The 15,961-nt window shown below is 70.4% G+C and carries 15 protein-coding genes and 2 pseudogenes; 4 read left to right on the forward strand and 13 right to left on the reverse strand.

The window, feature by feature from the left end; translation table 11 throughout:
• Window positions 1-89: 89 nt before the first annotated feature.
• A complete protein-coding gene (rpsB, locus tag AB0C87_RS18680) occupies window positions 90-1,073 on the reverse strand; it encodes a 30S ribosomal protein S2 (RefSeq protein WP_360578632.1) in 984 nt (327 codons plus the stop codon).
• Window positions 1,074-1,491: 418 nt separating this feature from the next.
• On the opposite strand from rpsB, the gene AB0C87_RS18685 reads away from it, so the two are divergent.
• Window positions 1,492-2,160: a M23 family metallopeptidase gene (locus tag AB0C87_RS18685; RefSeq protein ID WP_360578762.1), complete on the forward strand. Its 669-nt coding sequence runs from the start codon at window positions 1,492-1,494 to the stop codon at window positions 2,158-2,160.
• Between the two features lie 538 nt (window positions 2,161-2,698).
• Here the strand turns inward: AB0C87_RS18685 and AB0C87_RS18690 are convergent.
• Window positions 2,699-3,610 (reverse strand): tyrosine recombinase XerC, encoded by a 912-nt coding sequence (locus tag AB0C87_RS18690; RefSeq protein ID WP_360578634.1) that lies wholly within the window; start codon window positions 3,608-3,610, stop codon window positions 2,699-2,701.
• Between the two features lie 155 nt (window positions 3,611-3,765).
• Here AB0C87_RS18690 and AB0C87_RS18695 point away from each other — a divergent pair, with 155 nt between their 5' ends.
• From AB0C87_RS18695 to dprA, 3 genes are read left to right on the forward strand one after another with little or no spacing between them, the layout of a single operon-like run.
• Complete coding sequence (locus AB0C87_RS18695) at window positions 3,766-4,119, forward strand: YraN family protein (RefSeq protein ID WP_345175011.1); 354 nt, start codon at window positions 3,766-3,768, stop codon at window positions 4,117-4,119.
• Window positions 4,120-5,670: a YifB family Mg chelatase-like AAA ATPase gene (locus AB0C87_RS18700; protein WP_345175009.1), complete on the forward strand. Its 1,551-nt coding sequence runs from the start codon at window positions 4,120-4,122 to the stop codon at window positions 5,668-5,670. It abuts the gene before it with no gap.
• Window positions 5,667-6,878: a DNA-processing protein DprA gene (dprA, locus tag AB0C87_RS18705; RefSeq protein WP_353835068.1), complete on the forward strand. Its 1,212-nt coding sequence runs from the start codon at window positions 5,667-5,669 to the stop codon at window positions 6,876-6,878. The genes AB0C87_RS18700 and dprA overlap by 4 nt, the downstream gene beginning before the upstream one ends.
• A 199-nt stretch (window positions 6,879-7,077) precedes the next feature.
• Here the strand turns inward: dprA and AB0C87_RS18710 are convergent, their stop codons facing one another.
• The 11 genes and pseudogenes from AB0C87_RS18710 to ffh form a co-directional block, all read right to left on the reverse strand.
• A complete protein-coding gene (locus tag AB0C87_RS18710; protein WP_360578636.1) occupies window positions 7,078-7,551 on the reverse strand; it encodes a hypothetical protein in 474 nt (157 codons plus the stop codon).
• 85 nt (window positions 7,552-7,636) lie between these two features.
• Window positions 7,637-7,951 (reverse strand): DUF2469 domain-containing protein, encoded by a 315-nt coding sequence (locus tag AB0C87_RS18715; protein WP_185023091.1) that lies wholly within the window; start codon window positions 7,949-7,951, stop codon window positions 7,637-7,639.
• Window positions 7,948-8,694 carry a ribonuclease HII gene (locus AB0C87_RS18720; RefSeq protein WP_360578637.1) on the reverse strand — a complete coding sequence of 249 codons (747 nt, stop codon included), beginning with the start codon at window positions 8,692-8,694 and terminating at the stop codon, window positions 7,948-7,950. Before AB0C87_RS18720 ends, AB0C87_RS18715 begins: the two co-directional genes overlap by 4 nt.
• Window positions 8,695-8,949: 255 nt before the next feature.
• Window positions 8,950-9,831, reverse strand: a complete 882-nt coding sequence (lepB, locus tag AB0C87_RS18725; RefSeq protein WP_360578639.1) for a signal peptidase I — start codon at window positions 9,829-9,831, stop codon at window positions 8,950-8,952.
• A 168-nt stretch (window positions 9,832-9,999) separates the two neighbouring features.
• Window positions 10,000-10,350: a 50S ribosomal protein L19 gene (gene rplS, locus AB0C87_RS18730; RefSeq protein WP_149257798.1), complete on the reverse strand. Its 351-nt coding sequence runs from the start codon at window positions 10,348-10,350 to the stop codon at window positions 10,000-10,002.
• 118 nt (window positions 10,351-10,468) lie between these two features.
• Window positions 10,469-11,014, reverse strand: a pseudogene (locus AB0C87_RS18735) (tRNA (guanosine(37)-N1)-methyltransferase TrmD); the annotation flags it as partial.
• Between the two features lie 444 nt (window positions 11,015-11,458).
• Window positions 11,459-11,671, reverse strand: a pseudogene (locus AB0C87_RS18740) (tRNA (guanosine(37)-N1)-methyltransferase TrmD); the annotation flags it as partial.
• Window positions 11,668-12,180 (reverse strand): ribosome maturation factor RimM, encoded by a 513-nt coding sequence (gene rimM, locus AB0C87_RS18745; protein ID WP_345174995.1) that lies wholly within the window; start codon window positions 12,178-12,180, stop codon window positions 11,668-11,670. The gene rimM and the pseudogene AB0C87_RS18740, both read right to left, overlap by 4 nt.
• A gap of 11 nt (window positions 12,181-12,191) precedes the next feature.
• Window positions 12,192-12,434, reverse strand: a complete 243-nt coding sequence (locus AB0C87_RS18750; RefSeq protein ID WP_021598307.1) for an RNA-binding protein — start codon at window positions 12,432-12,434, stop codon at window positions 12,192-12,194.
• A gap of 1 nt (window position 12,435) precedes the next feature.
• On the reverse strand, window positions 12,436-12,885 hold the full coding sequence (rpsP, locus tag AB0C87_RS18755; protein ID WP_345174994.1) for a 30S ribosomal protein S16: 450 nt from the start codon (window positions 12,883-12,885) through the stop codon (window positions 12,436-12,438).
• 1,439 nt (window positions 12,886-14,324) lie between these two features.
• Entirely contained in the window at window positions 14,325-15,902 is a 1,578-nt protein-coding gene (ffh, locus tag AB0C87_RS18760; RefSeq protein ID WP_345174992.1) for a signal recognition particle protein, read from the reverse strand.
• Window positions 15,903-15,961 lie beyond the last annotated feature (59 nt).

Raw genomic sequence — 15,961 nt, forward strand, 5'->3', positions numbered from 1 at the left:
AGGAAGCCCCGCGCACGCGGACCGTCCGTTCTTCGTCGTGCTGGACGAGATGAACCTGTCGCACCCGGAGCAGTACTTCAGCCGCGGGATCAAGCCTGCTCGGCCTCGGCGGCCTTCGGGGCCTCCTCGGCCGGAGCGGCCTCGGTGTCCGCGGCGGCCTCCGCCGGAGCTTCGGCCGGAGCCTCGGACGGCGCCTCGGCGGGGGCCTCGGACGGAGCTTCGGCGGCGGCCTCGGCGGGAGCCTCGGTCTCGGCCGGGGCCTCCGCGGTGCCGTCGGCCTCGCCGGGCTTCAGCAGGTTGCGCTCCCACTCGGCCAGGGGCTCGCTGCCGGCGGCCGCCGCACCCTCCGCGGGCTTCTCGTCGCCACCGGGCGCGGCGCCCGCACGGGCGATGAGGCCGTCCGCGACGGAGTCGGCCACGACGCGGGTCAGCAGGCTGACGCTGCGGATGGCGTCGTCGTTGCCCGGGACCGGGTAGTCGACCTCGTCGGGGTCGCAATTGGTGTCGAGGATGGCCACGACCGGGATGCCGAGCTTCTTGGCCTCGTTGACCGCGATGTGCTCCTTCTTGGTGTCCACGATCCAGATGGCGCTGGGAACCTTCGCCATGTCGCGGATACCGCCGAGGGTGCGCTCCAGCTTGTCCTTCTCGCGGCGCAGGCCGAGGAGCTCCTTCTTGGTCATGCCGGAACCGGCCACGTCGTCGTAGTTGATCTCCTCCAGCTCCTTGAGCCGGGTGAGCCGCTTGTGGACGGTGGAGAAGTTCGTGAGCATGCCGCCCAGCCAGCGCTGGTTGACGTAGGGCATGCCGACCCGGGTCGCCTGCTCGGCGATGGACTCCTGGGCCTGCTTCTTGGTGCCGACGAACAGGATCGTCCCGCCGTGGGCGACCGTGGCCTTGACGAACTCGAACGCGCGGTCGATGTAGGACAGCGACTGCTGCAGGTCGATGATGTAGATGCCGTTGCGCTCGGTGAGGATGAAGCGCTTCATCTTCGGGTTCCACCGGCGGGTCTGGTGGCCGAAGTGGACGCCGCTCTCGAGGAGCTGCCGCATGGTGACGACGGGTGCCATTGCCCGTGTTCTCCTTCTCTGACCCTGTCGGGCCACATTTGGTTGTCTGCCTGCGCCCGGGTGCTGCCCCACCGTCGCCGAGGCGACGGACCGAGGGACTGCGCCCCACCAGTTCGCGGTGGCATGCGGACGCGTGAAATCAGCCGCCGGGATACCTCCAGGCGGCTGTGACCCGTTGCCGGGTCTGGGTCCGTTCCGCTCTGGGAGCGGCTTCTCGCCGCCCGCCCTGGAGCGGAACGACGACGGCCTGGCCCTGACCGGTGCCCTCTCGGACACACCTACAGATTATCAGGGCGCGAAGGTGGCCGGGCCTCATCGATTCCCGCGGTTATCCACAGTTGGCGAACCCCGTCGACGAGCCGTGGCGTCGCCAGGCAGGGTTCGGTCCATGACCGTGTTCTCGCTGCTCCTCACGTGCATGATCGCCATCGGGTCGCCCGGCCTGGACACTTGGCGGTGGCCTTTAGGCCCGCCGGCCCCACGAGTGGTGCGCGGCTTCTCGCCCCCGGCCGTCCCATGGGGCGCGGGCCACCGCGGTGTCGATCTCGCGGCGCGTCCGGGGCAGGCCGTCTACGCCGCCGGGCCCGGTCGCGTCGCGTACGCCGACGATCTGGCGGGCCGAGGCGTCGTGACGATCGACCACGGCGTCCTGCGGACCACGTACCTGCCCGTCCGGCCCAGCGTCCGCACTGGCCGCCGCGTCACGTCCGGCACGCGGATCGGCGTCCTGGAACGGGGGATGCTCCACTGCCCCGTGACGTGCCTGCACTGGGGTCTGCGCCGTGGTGCCCTGTACCTGAATCCGCTCAACCTCGTCCAGCGCCAGGTACGACTCCTGCCTCTCTGGCGACCGCCCACACCGACGGCGGCGCCCCCTCCCCTTGCTTCGCCGTCTCCGCAGCCCAGAATGGCCCTGCGCGACGCTGCCACAGCCACGGGCGGAGCACTATCGGGCATGCTCCTGTCTCTCGCCCTGGCCTTCGTCTGGCGTCGGACCCGCCTCCGCTTCCGACTGCACCGGCGCCGCCGTCAGCCGCCGGGCGTCATCAACCTTTCCCAGGAACGCCACCTACGCCGCGCTCCTTGACCGATCACGTCCCGCCGCCCGGCTCCACCCCGAGCCGGGCGGCCAGCTGCCCAGCCCAGGACGATCGACAACTCACAGCAATAACGCGCTCCACGCTCCGTCGGAGATGCCCCACCAGTCCCCCCGCCTTCCGGCTCCACGCGTTCCGGATGGTCAGGCTCCCCTACGTAAGACGGGCGAAGAGTCACAGGATCGGCGCAGCGCACGCTTTTCCGGAGGTACTGCACCAGCGCTTCCCCGGCCGCCGACTCTCCAAAGGGGGACGCAAGCCGTGCCGCGTTGGTGGAAGGGCCGCGCAGCGCGAGGCGGCGTGCGCTGCATGGGCACGCCGGCGCAGCCAGGCGGCGAGCGCCGCCGGGCAGGGCCTGCTCGCCCCGTCCAGCTCCCGGGCTCGCCCGGAACTGGCCGGTGGCGCTATCGTCGGCCCGTTCCGGGCGGCGGCGCGCTAGGCGGCCCGCAGGTAAATGGCCCTGCTCCGGTGGGAGCCGGTCCGGGCTCGGGCAGCTCGTAGGACGTAGTGCGCCGCCTGCTCTTGTTGCTAGTCGGAGCGGGAGCCGCGGGGGTGGGCTTGGCGGTGGACTTGCTTCAGGCGTTCGGCTGATACGTGCGTGTAGATCTGGGTCGTCTGCAAGGACGCGTGACCGAGGATCTCTTGCACGCTGCGCAGATCGGCGCCGCCTTCGAGAAGGTGGGTGGCGGCCGAGTGCCGTAGGCCGTGCGGAGCGAGGTCGGGAATCTGCCCTACCTCCGAGATCCGCGTGTGGACGATTCGCCGGGCGCTCGTGGGATGCAAGCGGCCTCCGCGTGCCCCAAGGAAGAGGGCGGGGCCGCTGTTCTGGGTCACGAGCTCCGGTCGTCCGGCGCGTAGCCAATCCTGAACGGCGCGGACGGCGGGCTCTCCTAGAGGAACCGTGCGCTCACGTCCGCCTTTACCCAGCACTCGAACGGTCCTGCGCCCGGTGTCCAGGTCGTCGACATCGAGCCCGCACAGTTCGCTCACACGGACTCCCGTGCCATAGAGAACCTCTAGGACGGCCAGGTCACGAAGCCCCATGGGCCCTTCGGCATCCACTGTGTCCAGAAGATGCGCCGCATCGTCCTGGGTGAGGACGGTAGGGAGATCACGCCGTCGTTTAGGCGTGCCCAGCAGCAAACCGGGGTCGCTTTCAAGAAGCCGCCGCCGGTGCAGATGGCGGGTGAACGCGCGGACTGCCGCCGTTCGTCGGGCCAGGGTCGCCCGGGATCGGCCAAGCGCATGCTGACGGGCGAGCCATGCCCGCAGCACCGAGACATCAAGTTCGGTCGGCTCCGTCAGGCCGGCAAGGGCGGCGTAAGCGCAGAAGTCCGCGAGATCCCCGAGATAAGCCCGCAGGGTATGGGGCGAGACGTCCCGCTCGGAGCGCAGGTGACGGCCGAACTCGGCGACGGCGTCCTCCAGCGCGTTGGTCACAGGCGTCACGCTGCGGCAAGGCCCCGTCCGAAGCAAGTACCGAACCTCGGTTTCGAGCGAATCACCCGGAAGCTCCCCCGCGTTATCCACAGAACGTCATTCTCTGACTACGTTCCGCGAGACTCCGGCACTGTCGAAGTCCGGAGGTGAGGCCCATGACTGCCCACATCAACCTCGGCCGCCGCGGCGAGGACGCCGCCGTCCGGTACCTGACCGGACTCGGCTGGACGATCCTCGACCGCAACTGGCGGTGCCCCGAAGGGGAACTGGACATCATCGCCCATGACGGGCGACGGCACGTCGTGTGCGAGGTGAAGACCCGCCGGTCGGCCCGCTTCGGTGATCCCTTCGACGCGATCACCGTCGACAAGGCCGCCCGGTTACGGCGGCTGGCCTGGCGGTGGGCCGCAGCGCACGGCGTCAGCGGCGCCCCCATGCGGGTGGACGCGCTCGGCCTGATCGGCGACGGCGACGACTTCGCGATCGATCATCTGAAGGAGGTGTGCTAGATGACGCTGGCCAGAACGCGCTCGGTCTCCCTCGTCGGCGTGGACGGGTTCGTCGTGGACGTCGAGGCGGCCATCACCAGCGGCGTCCCGGGCCTGCACCTCGTCGGCCTTCCGGACACGGCCCTCAGCGAGGCCCGCGACCGCGTCAGGGCGGCGATCTTCAACTCCGGCGAGGACTGGCCCAACCGCCATGTCACCGTCTCGCTGTTCCCGGCGAGCATGCCAAAAAAGGGAGCGACCTTCGATTTGGCCATCGCGATAGCGCTACTCGGGGCGGCGGAGGTGGTCCCTCCGCGCAGCTGCGCGGAGATGGTGCTGATCGGCGAGCTGGGCCTGGACGGGCGCGTACGCCCCGCCCAAGGCGTGCTGCCCGCGGTGCTGGCCGCCGTGAACGGCGGGTACCGCACGGTCGTCGTCCCGCGCGCCAACGCCGAGGAGGCCGAACTCGTCCCTGACACGAAGGTGGTGCCCGCGAGCACGCTCCGCGGGCTGCTGTGCTTACTGCGCGACGAGCCACCGCCTTTCGAGGAGGAAGAGGAGGACTCCCCCTCACCTCCCAAAGGCTTCGGCCTTCGGCAACAGGACATCCCGCCCGATCTGGATCTGGCCGATGTCCGGGGTCAGGCCGAGGCCCGCCGCGCCCTGGAGATCAGCGCCGCGGGAGGGCACCACCTGTTCTTCGCCGGCCCGCCGGGCTGCGGGAAGACGATGCTCGCGGAGCGGCTCCCGACGCTGATGCCGCCCCTCGAACCGGAGGTCGCCCTGGAGGTCACCGCGATCCACTCTGTCGCCGGGACCCTCCGGCCAGGCCAGCCCTTGATCACGCAACCCCCGTTCTACGCACCGCACCACACGGCCTCCCGCGCCTCGATGGTCGGCGGAGGCTCGGGCCGCGTGCTCCAACCGGGCGCGGTCTCCCTGGCCCACCGGGGAATCCTCTTTCTGGACGAGGCGCCGGAGTTCATCGCCGGGACACTCGACGCCCTGCGGCAACCGCTCGAAGAAGGCGAGGTGCGAATCAGCCGCATCGAGGGCATCGCACACTTCCCCGCCCGGTTCACCCTGGTCCTCGCGGCGAATCCGTGCCCGTGCGCCGCAGCGAAACAGATCGACTGCTCCTGTGCCCCAGGGGTCCGCCGCAAGTACGCCAGCCGGGTGTCCGGCCCGCTGCTCGACCGCATCGACCTCAAACTGGAGCTGACCCCGGCCAGCCGCGCCGAACTCCGCTACGACCTGGAGTTCGCCGAGTCGAGCAAGGTGGTGGCCGAACGGGTCATGCTGGCCCGCGAACGGACGATGAGACGCCTGGCCGGCACGCCATGGCGGTCCAACTCCGAGGTCCCCGGCCCGGAACTGCGCCGCCGGTTCACGCCACCTCAGGAGGCGATGCACGGCGCCGACGAAGCCCTCCAACGCGGCACGCTCAGCGCGCGCGGCCTCGACCGGATCCTCCGGGTGGCCTGGACCATCGCCGACCTGGCAGGCCACGACGAGCCCGGGCCGGACGACGTCGGCGGCGCGCTCACCCTCTGGTCCGCGGGGCGCCAATGAGCGACGAGCGAACCGCCCGCGCCACCCTGACCGCGGTCGCGGAACCCGGCGACGACTTCCTCAACCGGATGATCGACCACTGCGGCCCCGAGGGCGCGCTGGAGGCCATCCGGACCACCCGGCTCCCCCAGGGCATGTCAGCCACCCCTCAGGAGGTCCGGCGTCTGGACAACTGGCGGATCCGGCTCATCGCAGCGGAGCCCGATCAGGACATGGCCGTCTGCGCACGGTTCCGCGGCCGCCTCATCTGCCCGGGAGACCCCGAATGGCCGACGACCCTCGACGATCTCGGCGCCGGCCGCCCGTACGCCCTGTGGCTGCACGGCCCCGGCGACCTGCGGTACAGCTGCCTGCGTTCGGTCGCCATCGTCGGTTCCCGCGCCGCGTCCCCCTACGGGCTTCGCGCCGCCGCCGACTTCGCCTCCGAACTCGCCGACCAGGGCTGGTCGGTGATCTCCGGCGGCGCCCTCGGCATCGACGCGGCGGCCCACCGCGGCTCCCTGGCCGCCGACGGCCCGACCGTCGCGGTCCTGGCGAACGGCGTGGACGTCCCCTACCCGGCGTCCAACGAGGGGCTCTTCGCCGAGATGGCGCGGCGCTCTCTCCTCGTGAGCGAGTCACCGCCGGGCACCCACCCGCACCGCCTCCGCTTCCTCGTCCGCAACCGGGTGATCGCGGCCCTCTCCAGGGGCACGGTCGTCGTCGAGGCGGAGGCGCGCAGCGGTGCCCTCAACACGGCCGGCTGGGCGGCCAAACTCGGCCGTGTGGTCATGGCGGTGCCGGGCCCGATCACCTCTCGCTCCTCGATCGGCTGCCACCGTCTTCTGCGTGAGGAGGGCGCCACCCTCGTGACCCGCCCCGAGGAGATCGTGGAGGCCGTCGGCCGCATCGGCACCGACCTGGCCCCGCCGCCGGCCACTCCCGTCCTGCCTCGCGACCGTCTGGAACGGGTCACCCGCTCCGTCCTGGAGGCGTTCCCAGCCCGCGGCGCGGCCGGACCCGCCCAGCTCGCCGTCAAGGCGGGTGTTGACCTGAACACCGTCAACGCCAAGCTCGGCCTGCTCGCCGCAGGCGGATTCATAGAGCGCACGTCCGCCGGCTGGCGCCTGACGAAGTCCGGCAGGTCGAACAGCCCCCCACCTACACAGGCGGTCGACCCTCCCGACCTCCCCCGCATCGGAAACGACCATCCACTGGAGCCCCGATGACTCTGACCTCCGGCCGCGTTGCCTCCACCCTTCAGCGAAGACCAAATCCCCTGAAGCGCGTCCCGCGCCGCGCCTCAGCGAAAGGCACAAAGCGCCTGCACGGCGACAAGGGCGTGGTGGTGCAGTCCCCCGCCAGCGTGCTCCCGACGGTCACCGGCGACGCCGAGTCGGGCAACAGGTGGACTGCAACTCCGGCTCCTCACCAACCGGCCGCTGCGGTGCTCGGGGTGCCTGCGGTGTCAGCGCTGTCGCCGACCCTGGCGGCCTCGCCGGCGGCGGCGGTATCGAGGACCCTGGCGGCCTCGCCGGTGGCGACGGTATCGACGGCCTCGCCAGTATCGACAGCCTCGGCCGCGTCGGCGCTGTCGACGGCCTCGCCAGTATCGACAGCCTCGGCGACCTCGGCAGTATCGGCGACCTCGGTGGTATCGGCGACTTCGGCGATGCCGGCGGCCTCGGCGGCCTCGGCGGCCTCGGCGGCCTCGGCGGTGGCGGCGGTGGCGGCGGTAGCGGTCGGCCACCGCGTCTGGGGCGGTCTCGGGAAGTGGAAGGGGTGCTTGCGCGGCTTGTTATGCCAGGGCGGCCAGGCGACGGCTTTTCGTGGGTCAAGACCCGCCGGGGGTCGGCCGTTCCCACTCGCGGCGATGTTTCCGAGAGGGGTCGGCGATCGCACGGTGAGGCGTCGACCTGGGTGGACGAGGGCGTCCTCTTGCTCCAGCGATCACCAACTCAGCGGAAGCGGTCGTGCTAGGGGGTGGCTACTGCTCGGCGGGGAGTTCGAACTCGCTCTTCGCCAACTCCTCGACGTTGACGTCCTTGAACGTCACGACTCGAACGTTCTTGACGAAGCGGGCCGGGCGGTACATGTCCCAGACCCACGCGTCCTGCATGGTGACCTCGAAAAAGACCTCGCCGTTGTCGACGCTGCGCACCTGGAGGTCGACCGAGTTCGTGAGGTAGAACCGCCGCTCGGTCTCGACGACGTAGCTGAACAGCCCGAGGACGTCGCGGTACTCGCGATAGAGCTGCAACTCCATCTCGGTCTCGTACTTCTCGAGATCCTCCGCGCTCACGCTCGTGCCCCTTCCGTGCGGTCCTCATCGGGGAGCTCCCCCTCGGTCTCCTCCTCCAGGACCACCTCTCCATTGTTGCGCAAGGCACGCCCGACATTGACGTAGGAGAAACGATGCTCAGGACACGGACCGTGCACTTCCAGCGCCCTGCCGTGCGCACGGGTCACGTAGCCCTTGTGAACATCGAAGCCGTACTCGGGATAACGCTCATGGAGCTCCACCATGATCCGGTCCCTGGTGACCTTCGCGATGATGGAGGCAGCCGCGACGCAGGCCGCGACCTGGTCGCCTTTGATCATGGGGAGGCCGGGCACGTCCAGCCCCGGCACCGCGAATCCGTCGCTGATCACGTAGGCGGGCCGCTTGTCGAGGGCGGCCAGCGCCCGCCGCATCCCGGTGATGTTGCACCGGTGCAGGCCCAACCGGTCGATGTCATGGCATGGGATGACGATCGCGCTCCACGCGTACGCGCGCTCGGTGATCTCCGCGTACAGCCGCTCCCGGCGCGCCGGTGTGAGCAGCTTGGAATCCGTGAGGCCGTCGATCTTCCCTCGTCCGCCCTGGAGGATCACCGCGCCGACGACCATCGGCCCCGCGCAGGCCCCCCGACCCGCCTCGTCGACGCCGGCGACAGGGCTGAAGCCCGCGTGGGCGAGAGCCCGCTCGTACGCGAACAGTCCTGCGTCCCGGCGCGGCGTGAAGCGGAGTGGACGACCGTTCATGCTCCGCAGCGTACGTCCCACCGAGCCCCGGCCGCTCCCCGAACGCCACGCTTACTGCCGTATGCCGCACCACACCGGAAACCGCTCAAGTCAGAAAGCAGGCCCCGCGTTCTCTCCGCCCCAATAGCGCATCATCCCCACCCGGTCAGGCCGAGGGACATGGGCGGCAAAGGGCCCGGCAGCCTGAAGGGGTTTGCTGGCCCAGCCACCGCAGCATCGCCATCAGCGGCCCCGACCGGCTTGAGCGGTCAGGGGGCGATTGATGCCGGGGTTTTGTCAGGGTTTGTAGTGGTGGCGGCGTCTGAGGTAGGCGAGAGGCAGGGAGCAGAGGATGCCCAGGGCGTAGGGGGCAGCAGGGAGAGCGGCTGCGCCGGCCTTTTCCAGGGCGGGTTGCTTGAAGGTGGCCGGGATCGGCAGGGTGCCCAGGCGGTCCAGAGGCCAGACGATGACGAAGGCGCGGCCGATGACGCGGTCGATCGGGATGGTGCCGCCGCCCGGGTCGCCGCGGTGGGAGCGCGAGTCGTAGGACAGTTCGCGGTGGTCGCCCATCACCCAGAGCTGACCCGGCTTCACAGTGACGTCGAAGGGGTCGTTGGAGGGCTTGTTCTGCTCATGGGTGATCGGGTCGGTGAAGATGTAGGACTTCTCGTCCAGGGGGACCCCGTTGACGGTGACGCGGCCTTGCGCGTCGCAGCACTTGACGTGGTCGCCGGGGATGCCGATGACGCGCTTGATGTAGTCCTTCTCGTTGGGCGCGACGCCGAAGGCGGTGCCGACGGCGCGCAGGGCCTTGGAGACAGGATTGCTGGGCTCGTTGACCTGGACCTCGGGGTCCCAGGAGTCGAGGCCGTTGAAGACGATGACGTCACCGCGGGCGATGTCCCGGGTGTGGTAGACGATCTTGTTGACCAGGACGCGGTCGCCGACCTGGAGGGTGTTCTCCATGGAACCGGACGGGATGTAGAACGCCTGGACCGCGAACGCCTTGATGACGAGGGCCAGCACGACGGCGACCACGATGAGGACGGGAAGCTCTTTCCAGAAGGAGCCCTGCTTCTTCTTTCGCTTGCCGTCTTCTTCGGAGTCGTCGGCCGTTTCATCGGCCGAGTCCACGGGCTCCTTCTCTTCGGGCACCGCGCCCTCGGCTTCGGATCGCACGTCTCTCCGATCGTCCTCGTCAGTCATCAGAGCGAAAGCCTAGCGGCGCGATGCCCATGGGACGCCGCGCGTGGGCGTGTCGCCGACGGCCAAGCCGATCATCTCCGTCCAGAACGGGCAACGCCCCGGGCACCGTCGCCGGTTCCCGGGGCATCGTGGTCCATCGGCTCAGTGCTCGCGCTTCTCCTTGATGCGCGCGGCCTTGCCGCGCAGGTTGCGCAGGTAGTAGAGCTTGGCGCGGCGCACGTCGCCGCGGGTGACGACCTCGATCTTGTCGATCGAGGGGCTGTTCAGCGGGAACGTCCGCTCGACGCCGACGCTGTAGCTGACCTTCCGGACGGTGAAGGTCTCGCGGGCGCCGCCGCCCTGCCGCCGGATCACCACGCCCTGGAAGACCTGGATTCGGCTCCGGTTGCCCTCCGTGACGCGCACGTGCACCTTCAGCGTGTCGCCCGGACGGAAGTCCGGGACGTCGGCGCGCATCGCGGCCTTCTCGATCTCCTGGATCAGGGTGTGCATCGCAGCGGTTCCTCGTGGTCGAACGCGGGCGTCGAGAGGCCCCGGTGGGTCTTTCGTGGGGGCGTCGCGCCGCGGAAAGTGGTCTTGGGGTGCCGTGCGGCATGGACGCACGGACGCCTTAGTCTGCCATATCTTCGCCGTCAACCGGAAAACCGGCCTCGCGCAGCACGGCGCGGTCGTGCTTGTCGAGAGCCTCCGGCGCGAGGCGGGAGAGCAGTTCGGGGCGGTGGCGAGCCGTCCGGCGCAGCGCCTCGTCGCGCCGCCAGCGGGCGATCGCACCATGGTGTCCCGAGAGAAGAATGTCCGGAACAGGCCGCTCTCGCCAGACGGGGGGCTTGGTGTAGACGGGCCCTTCGAGGAGCGACTCCATCGCTCCTGGGGCGAAGGAGTCGTCGGCGACGGAGTCGGCGTTGCCGAGGACGCCGGGCAGAAGGCGGCCGATCGCCTCCACCATGACGAGGACGGCGACCTCCCCGCCGGCGAGGACGAAGTCGCCGAGGCTGACCTCGTCCACCGGCATGCGGGTGCGCGCCTCCTCGGCAACGCGGGAGTCGATGCCCTCGTAGCGGCCGCAGGCGAAGATCAGCCACGGCTCCGCCGCGTACCGCACCGCGTCCGCCTGCGTGAACGGCCGCCCGCTCGGCGTCGGAATGATCAGCCGCGGCACCGCCCCGGCGGCGGCGGACGTCTCGGCTTCCGGCCCACCGGCCGATTCCAGACCGGGCGCGGGAGGCGCGCCCGTTCCGGCGATGCCTGGCGAACCCGTTCTGGACGCGCCGAGTGAGCCCGCCTCCGGCTTCGCTGACGGGTCCGTCGCGGAAGCGCGAGCGGTTTCAGCCCTGTACGCGCCGGGCTGCGGCTCCAATGCGTCCGGGGAAGCCGGTTCGGACGCTCCCGGCTGGCCTGGAGCGAGTCGGCCTCTTGTGGACGGGTCTCCCCCGCCGTGGGAACCGGCGTCGGTCGCACCGCTGGAAGATGTCGCGCTGGAGGCGTTTCCTGGCCCACCCGGGGGCGTCTCGCCCAACATGGGTGGAGTGGAAGGGCCACCGCCGCCCGGCCTGGGCGCGGTCGTCCCGGGCAAGGTGCCCGAAACGCGGGGCACCAGGGCGTCGAGGGCCTCGCCCCAGGGGTCGGGCTTCATGACCATGCCGGGACCGCCGCCGTAGGGGGTGTCGTCGACGGTGCGGTGCCGGTCGTGAGTCCATTCGCGCAGGTCGTGGACTCGGACGTCCAGCAGACCGGCGCGCCGGGCCTTGCCCAGGAGGGAGATGTCCAGGGGGGCGAAGTACTCGGGGAAGATCGTGACTATGTCGAGTCTCATGATTCGTCGAGCAGTCCGGGGGGCGGATCGATGACGAGCCGCCCCCCGGGAACGTCCACCTCGGGGACGAGCGCGGCCACGAACGGGACCAGCTTCTCGCCCCCGGCCCCGCGTACGACCAGGAGATCCTGGCCGTGGTGCAGGACGTCCGCGACCTGGCCGACCTCGGTCCCGTCCGTGGTGACCACGGCGAGTCCGAGCAGTTCCTGGTCGTGGAAGTCGTCCGGGTCGGCGGACGTGGTGATGTCACCGGGGTCGACGACGAGCCACGTGCCGCGCAGTTCCTCCGCGGCGTCGCGGTCGCCGACCCCGGCGAAGCGCACGAGCAGGCGTCCCGAATGCCAGCGTTTCCGCTCGATGGTGAGCGGACCGACGGTGACGGGGTCGGTGGCGATCGCCGTGCCCGGGGCGAACCGGGACTCCGGCTCGTCCGTGCGGACGTCGACGGCGACCTCACCGCGAATCCCGTGCGGCCGTCCGATCCGTCCCACCACGAGCGGTTCGCTCATCGGGACACCACTCAGCGGACCTCGTTGACGTCGAGCAGGTCGACACGCACGTAACGGCCTCCGGAGAGGGCGCTGATCACCGTGCGAAGGGCCTTGGCGGTGCGACCGCTTCGGCCGATGACCTTCCCGAGGTCCTCGGGGTGCACGCGCACCTCCAGGACCCGGCCGCCCCTGATCCTGCGGGCGCGAACCCGGACGTCGTCCGGGTTCTCGACGATCCCGCGGACCAGGTGCTCGAGCGCTTCTTCGAGCACGTCAGCCCTCGCTCTTGGCTTCGTCGGTCTCGGTGGCCTTCGCCTCGGTCTTCTTCGGCTCGGCCTTCTTCTTGCCGCGGGTCGCGGTGCCGGCGGCCTCGTCGTCGCCCAGCGACTCCTTGACGGCGGCCTCGAACGCGGCCTTCTTGTCGGCCTTCGGCTCGGCGACCTTGAGGGTGCCCTCGGCGCCCGGCTCGCCCTTGAACTTCTGCCAGTCGCCGGTGATCTTCAGCAGGTTGAGCACGGGCTCGGTCGGCTGCGCGCCGACACCCAGCCAGTACTGCGCACGCTCAGAGTCGATCTTGATGAGCGAGGGCTCCTGCTTGGGCTGGTAGAGCCCGATCTCCTCGATGGCCCGCCCGTCCCGCTTGGTGCGGGCGTCGGCGACGACGATCCGGTACTGCGGGTTCCGGATCTTCCCCAGACGCTTGAGCTTGATCTTGACTGCCACGGGTGTGGTGTACTCCAACTTCATCACTGGATGGGCGGGCCCGCGCCAGGTGGGGAACACCGGCTCACGGCCGCCCGATGGACTCCGGCCGCGCAGGACGAGAGAGGGCGCCTCGCGATTCCGGGTTTCCAGCCTGTCATTCTGCCAGACGTTCGCCGCGAAAGCGCAATCGCGCCGCCCGGGTGTCGCCCCTTCGCCTCGAGGCCCAGACCACCCGCAAGCCACACCCCTCCTCAACGCCCCCGCGCGCCCCACCAGGTGACCGACTCCGGACGCCGCACATCAACGCGTCCACCGCCGCCAAGCAGGTAAGGCCAGTTGCGAGCCCGCGCACCAGGAAAGCGCCCCTGGTCAGGCCCCCCAAGGAGGACCACTGAGCGAGAGCCACGCTCCCAACAAGTACCCCGCCCAGCCCCCCAGAAGGAGCGTCCCAGGCCAAGCTCCCAAGGAGGGCCCGCTGAGCGAGAGCCGCGCTGCCGACAAGTACCCTAGGCCAGACCCCAGAGAGAACGCCCCTGGCCAGACCCCCACAAGGGCGACCGTGCGAGAGTCGCGCATCAGAACAAGCCACCCCAGGCCAGACCCTCAGAAGAGCGCCGCTGGCCAGGCCGCCAGAAAGACCGCCGCGCGAGAGCCGCGTACCCGACAAGCACCCCAGGCCGAGCCCTCAGAAGAGCGCCCCTGGCCAGACCCCCACCAAGGCCGCCGCGCGAAAGTCGCGCACTAGGACAAGCGCTCAGGGTCAGGCCCCCAAGGAGGGCCGCTGAGCGGGAGCCGCGCTCCCGACAAGTCCCCCGGCCGGGCCAGGCCACCAGGCCCCCCATAAGGAGCGTCCCAGGCAAGGCCCCAAAGAACGTCTCCGGTCAGGCCCTCAGAAAAGGCCCTAGCGCGAGAGCCGCGCACCAAGACAAGCCACCCCAGGCCAGACCCTAGAAGAGCGCCGCTGGCCAGGCCGCCAGAAAGACCGCTGCGCGGGAGCCTCGCTCCCGACAAGTCCCCCGGGCCAGGCCCCCCCGGAAGGAGCGTCCCAGGCCAAGCCCCCCAGAAGAATGTCTCTGGTCAGGCGCTCAGGAACGGCCGCTGCGCGAGAGGCGCGCAGCGGGACGAACACCCCTGGCCAGGCTTCAGGAAGGCTTCTGTGGGAGAGACGGGCATTGGGACGAGCGTCCCTGGCTAGGTTCCGGGAGTTCCGGGGTGCGTTCGTTGGTAGATCTTTGTTTCAGCTTGTGGGCGACCACGCTGGGAATTTCCACGCGTCACGGTTCTTAGTGCGGCGTATCAGCCGGGGGGTGTCCGTGGGGTGTGGGGCGGGTCTGGTTGGGGCGGGCCGGGGGTGCGGCTTGGGCGTCAGCCTCTTTGGCTTGGCTTGGCGTGGCGGCGGAGGCTTGAGGGCCCCGCCGCGGGGGGTTGGGGTCTGCGGCGGGGCCTTCGGGGACGGGCTACTTCTTTTTGCGGCTCTGGAGCTTGTTGAGGTCGGGCATCTGGAAGCCGGGCGGGAGCTGGCCGCCGCCCAGGCCGGGCGGGAGCTGGCCGCCGCCGAGGCCGGGCGGGAGGCCCTTCGGCATGCCCTCGGCCGCGGGGGCCTGCTCCTGGGAGGGCTTGCCCGCGGCGCGCTTGCGGGGGTCGCCGCTGCGCTGCTTGCCCTTCTTGTTCTTGGCCGCCTTCGCCGCCTTGGCCGCCTTGCGGCGGCCGCCGGGCATGCCGGGCAGGCCCATGCCGCCGGCCATCTGGCGCATCATCTTCTGCGCGTCGAAGAACCGGGTGACCAGGCTGCTGACCTCGCCGACGCCGACGCCGGAGCCCTTGGCGATGCGGGCCCGCCGCGAGCCGTTGATGATCTTCGGCTGGGCGCGCTCCTGCGGGGTCATCGAGCGGATGATCGCGGCGATGCGGTCCAGGTCCCGGTCGTCGATCTGGCTGATCTGGTCGCGGACCTGGCCCATGCCCGGCATCATCCCGAGCAGGTTCCCGATCGGGCCGAGCTTGCGGATCATCATCATCTGCTCGAGGAAGTCCTCGAGCGTGAAGTCCTCGCCCGAGGCGAACTTGCTGGACATCTTCTCGGCCTGCTCGGCGTCGAACGCCTGCTCGGCCTGCTCGATCAGGGTGAGGATGTCGCCCATGTCGAGGATCCGGCCCGCCATGCGGTCCGGGTGGAAGACGCTGAAGTCCTCGAGCTTCTCGCCCGTGGAGGCGAACATGATGGGGCGTCCGGTGATGTGCCGGACGGACAGGGCCGCGCCGCCGCGCGCGTCGCCGTCGAGCTTGGTGAGGACGACGCCGTCGAAGCCGACGCCGTCCATGAAGGCCTGGGCGGTGTTGACCGCGTCCTGGCCGACCATGGCGTCGACGACGAACAGGATGTCGTCGGGCTGGACGGCGTCGCGGATGTCGATGGCCTGCTGCATCATCTCGGCGTCGATGCCGAGGCGGCCGGCGGTGTCGATGACGACGACGTCGTGCTGGGCGTGCCGGGCCTGGTCGATCGAGCGGCGCGCCACGTCGACGGGGTCGCCGACGCCGCTGCCCGGCTCGGGCGCGAACACCGGGACCCCGGCCCGCTCGCCGACGACCTGGAGCTGCTGGACGGCGTTGGGACGCTGGAGGTCGGCCGCCACCAGCATCGGCGTGTGGCCCTCCTGCTTCAGCCAGCGGGCCAGCTTGCCGGCGAGGGTGGTCTTGCCGGCGCCCTGCAGGCCCGCGAGCATGATCACGGTCGGCGGGGTCTTGGCCAGCCGGATCCGCCGGGTCTCGCCACCGAGGATGGTGATGAGCTCCTCGTTGACGATCTTGACGACCTGCTGCGCCGGGTTCAGCGCCTGCGAGACCTCCGAGCCCTGCGCCCGCTCCTTGATCTGCGCGATGAAGTCCTTGACCACGGGGAGCGCGACGTCGGCCTCGAGGAGCGCGATCCGGATCTCGCGGGCCGTCGCGTTGATGTCGGCCTCGGAGAGCCGGCCCTTGCTGCGCAGCGACGAGAAGACCGTCGTCAACCGGTCGGAGAGCGTCTCGAACACGTGTCTGGACCGTCCTTGGAAAGCTTCTGGGATCGCCTATCAGCGTATCGGGTCACCGG

This window comes from Actinomadura sp. NPDC048021 (assembly GCF_040653135.1).
Taxonomy (GTDB): Bacteria; Actinomycetota; Actinomycetes; order Streptosporangiales; family Streptosporangiaceae; genus Spirillospora; species Spirillospora verrucosospora.

What these genes read in the sequence shown, in the direction of transcription:
- rpsB (WP_360578632.1), bottom strand. Translation starts at nt 1,073, where the DNA reads ATGGCACCCGTCGTCACCATGCGGCAGCTCCTCGAGAGCGGCGTCCAC.
- AB0C87_RS18685 (WP_360578762.1), top strand. Translation starts at nt 1,492, where the DNA reads ATGATCGCCATCGGGTCGCCCGGCCTGGACACTTGGCGGTGGCCTTTA.
- AB0C87_RS18695 (WP_345175011.1), top strand. Translation starts at nt 3,766, where the DNA reads ATGACTGCCCACATCAACCTCGGCCGCCGCGGCGAGGACGCCGCCGTC.
- AB0C87_RS18700 (WP_345175009.1), top strand. Translation starts at nt 4,120, where the DNA reads ATGACGCTGGCCAGAACGCGCTCGGTCTCCCTCGTCGGCGTGGACGGG.
- dprA (WP_353835068.1), top strand. Translation starts at nt 5,667, where the DNA reads ATGAGCGACGAGCGAACCGCCCGCGCCACCCTGACCGCGGTCGCGGAA.
- rplS (WP_149257798.1), bottom strand. Translation starts at nt 10,350, where the DNA reads ATGCACACCCTGATCCAGGAGATCGAGAAGGCCGCGATGCGCGCCGAC.
- rimM (WP_345174995.1), bottom strand. Translation starts at nt 12,180, where the DNA reads ATGAGCGAACCGCTCGTGGTGGGACGGATCGGACGGCCGCACGGGATT.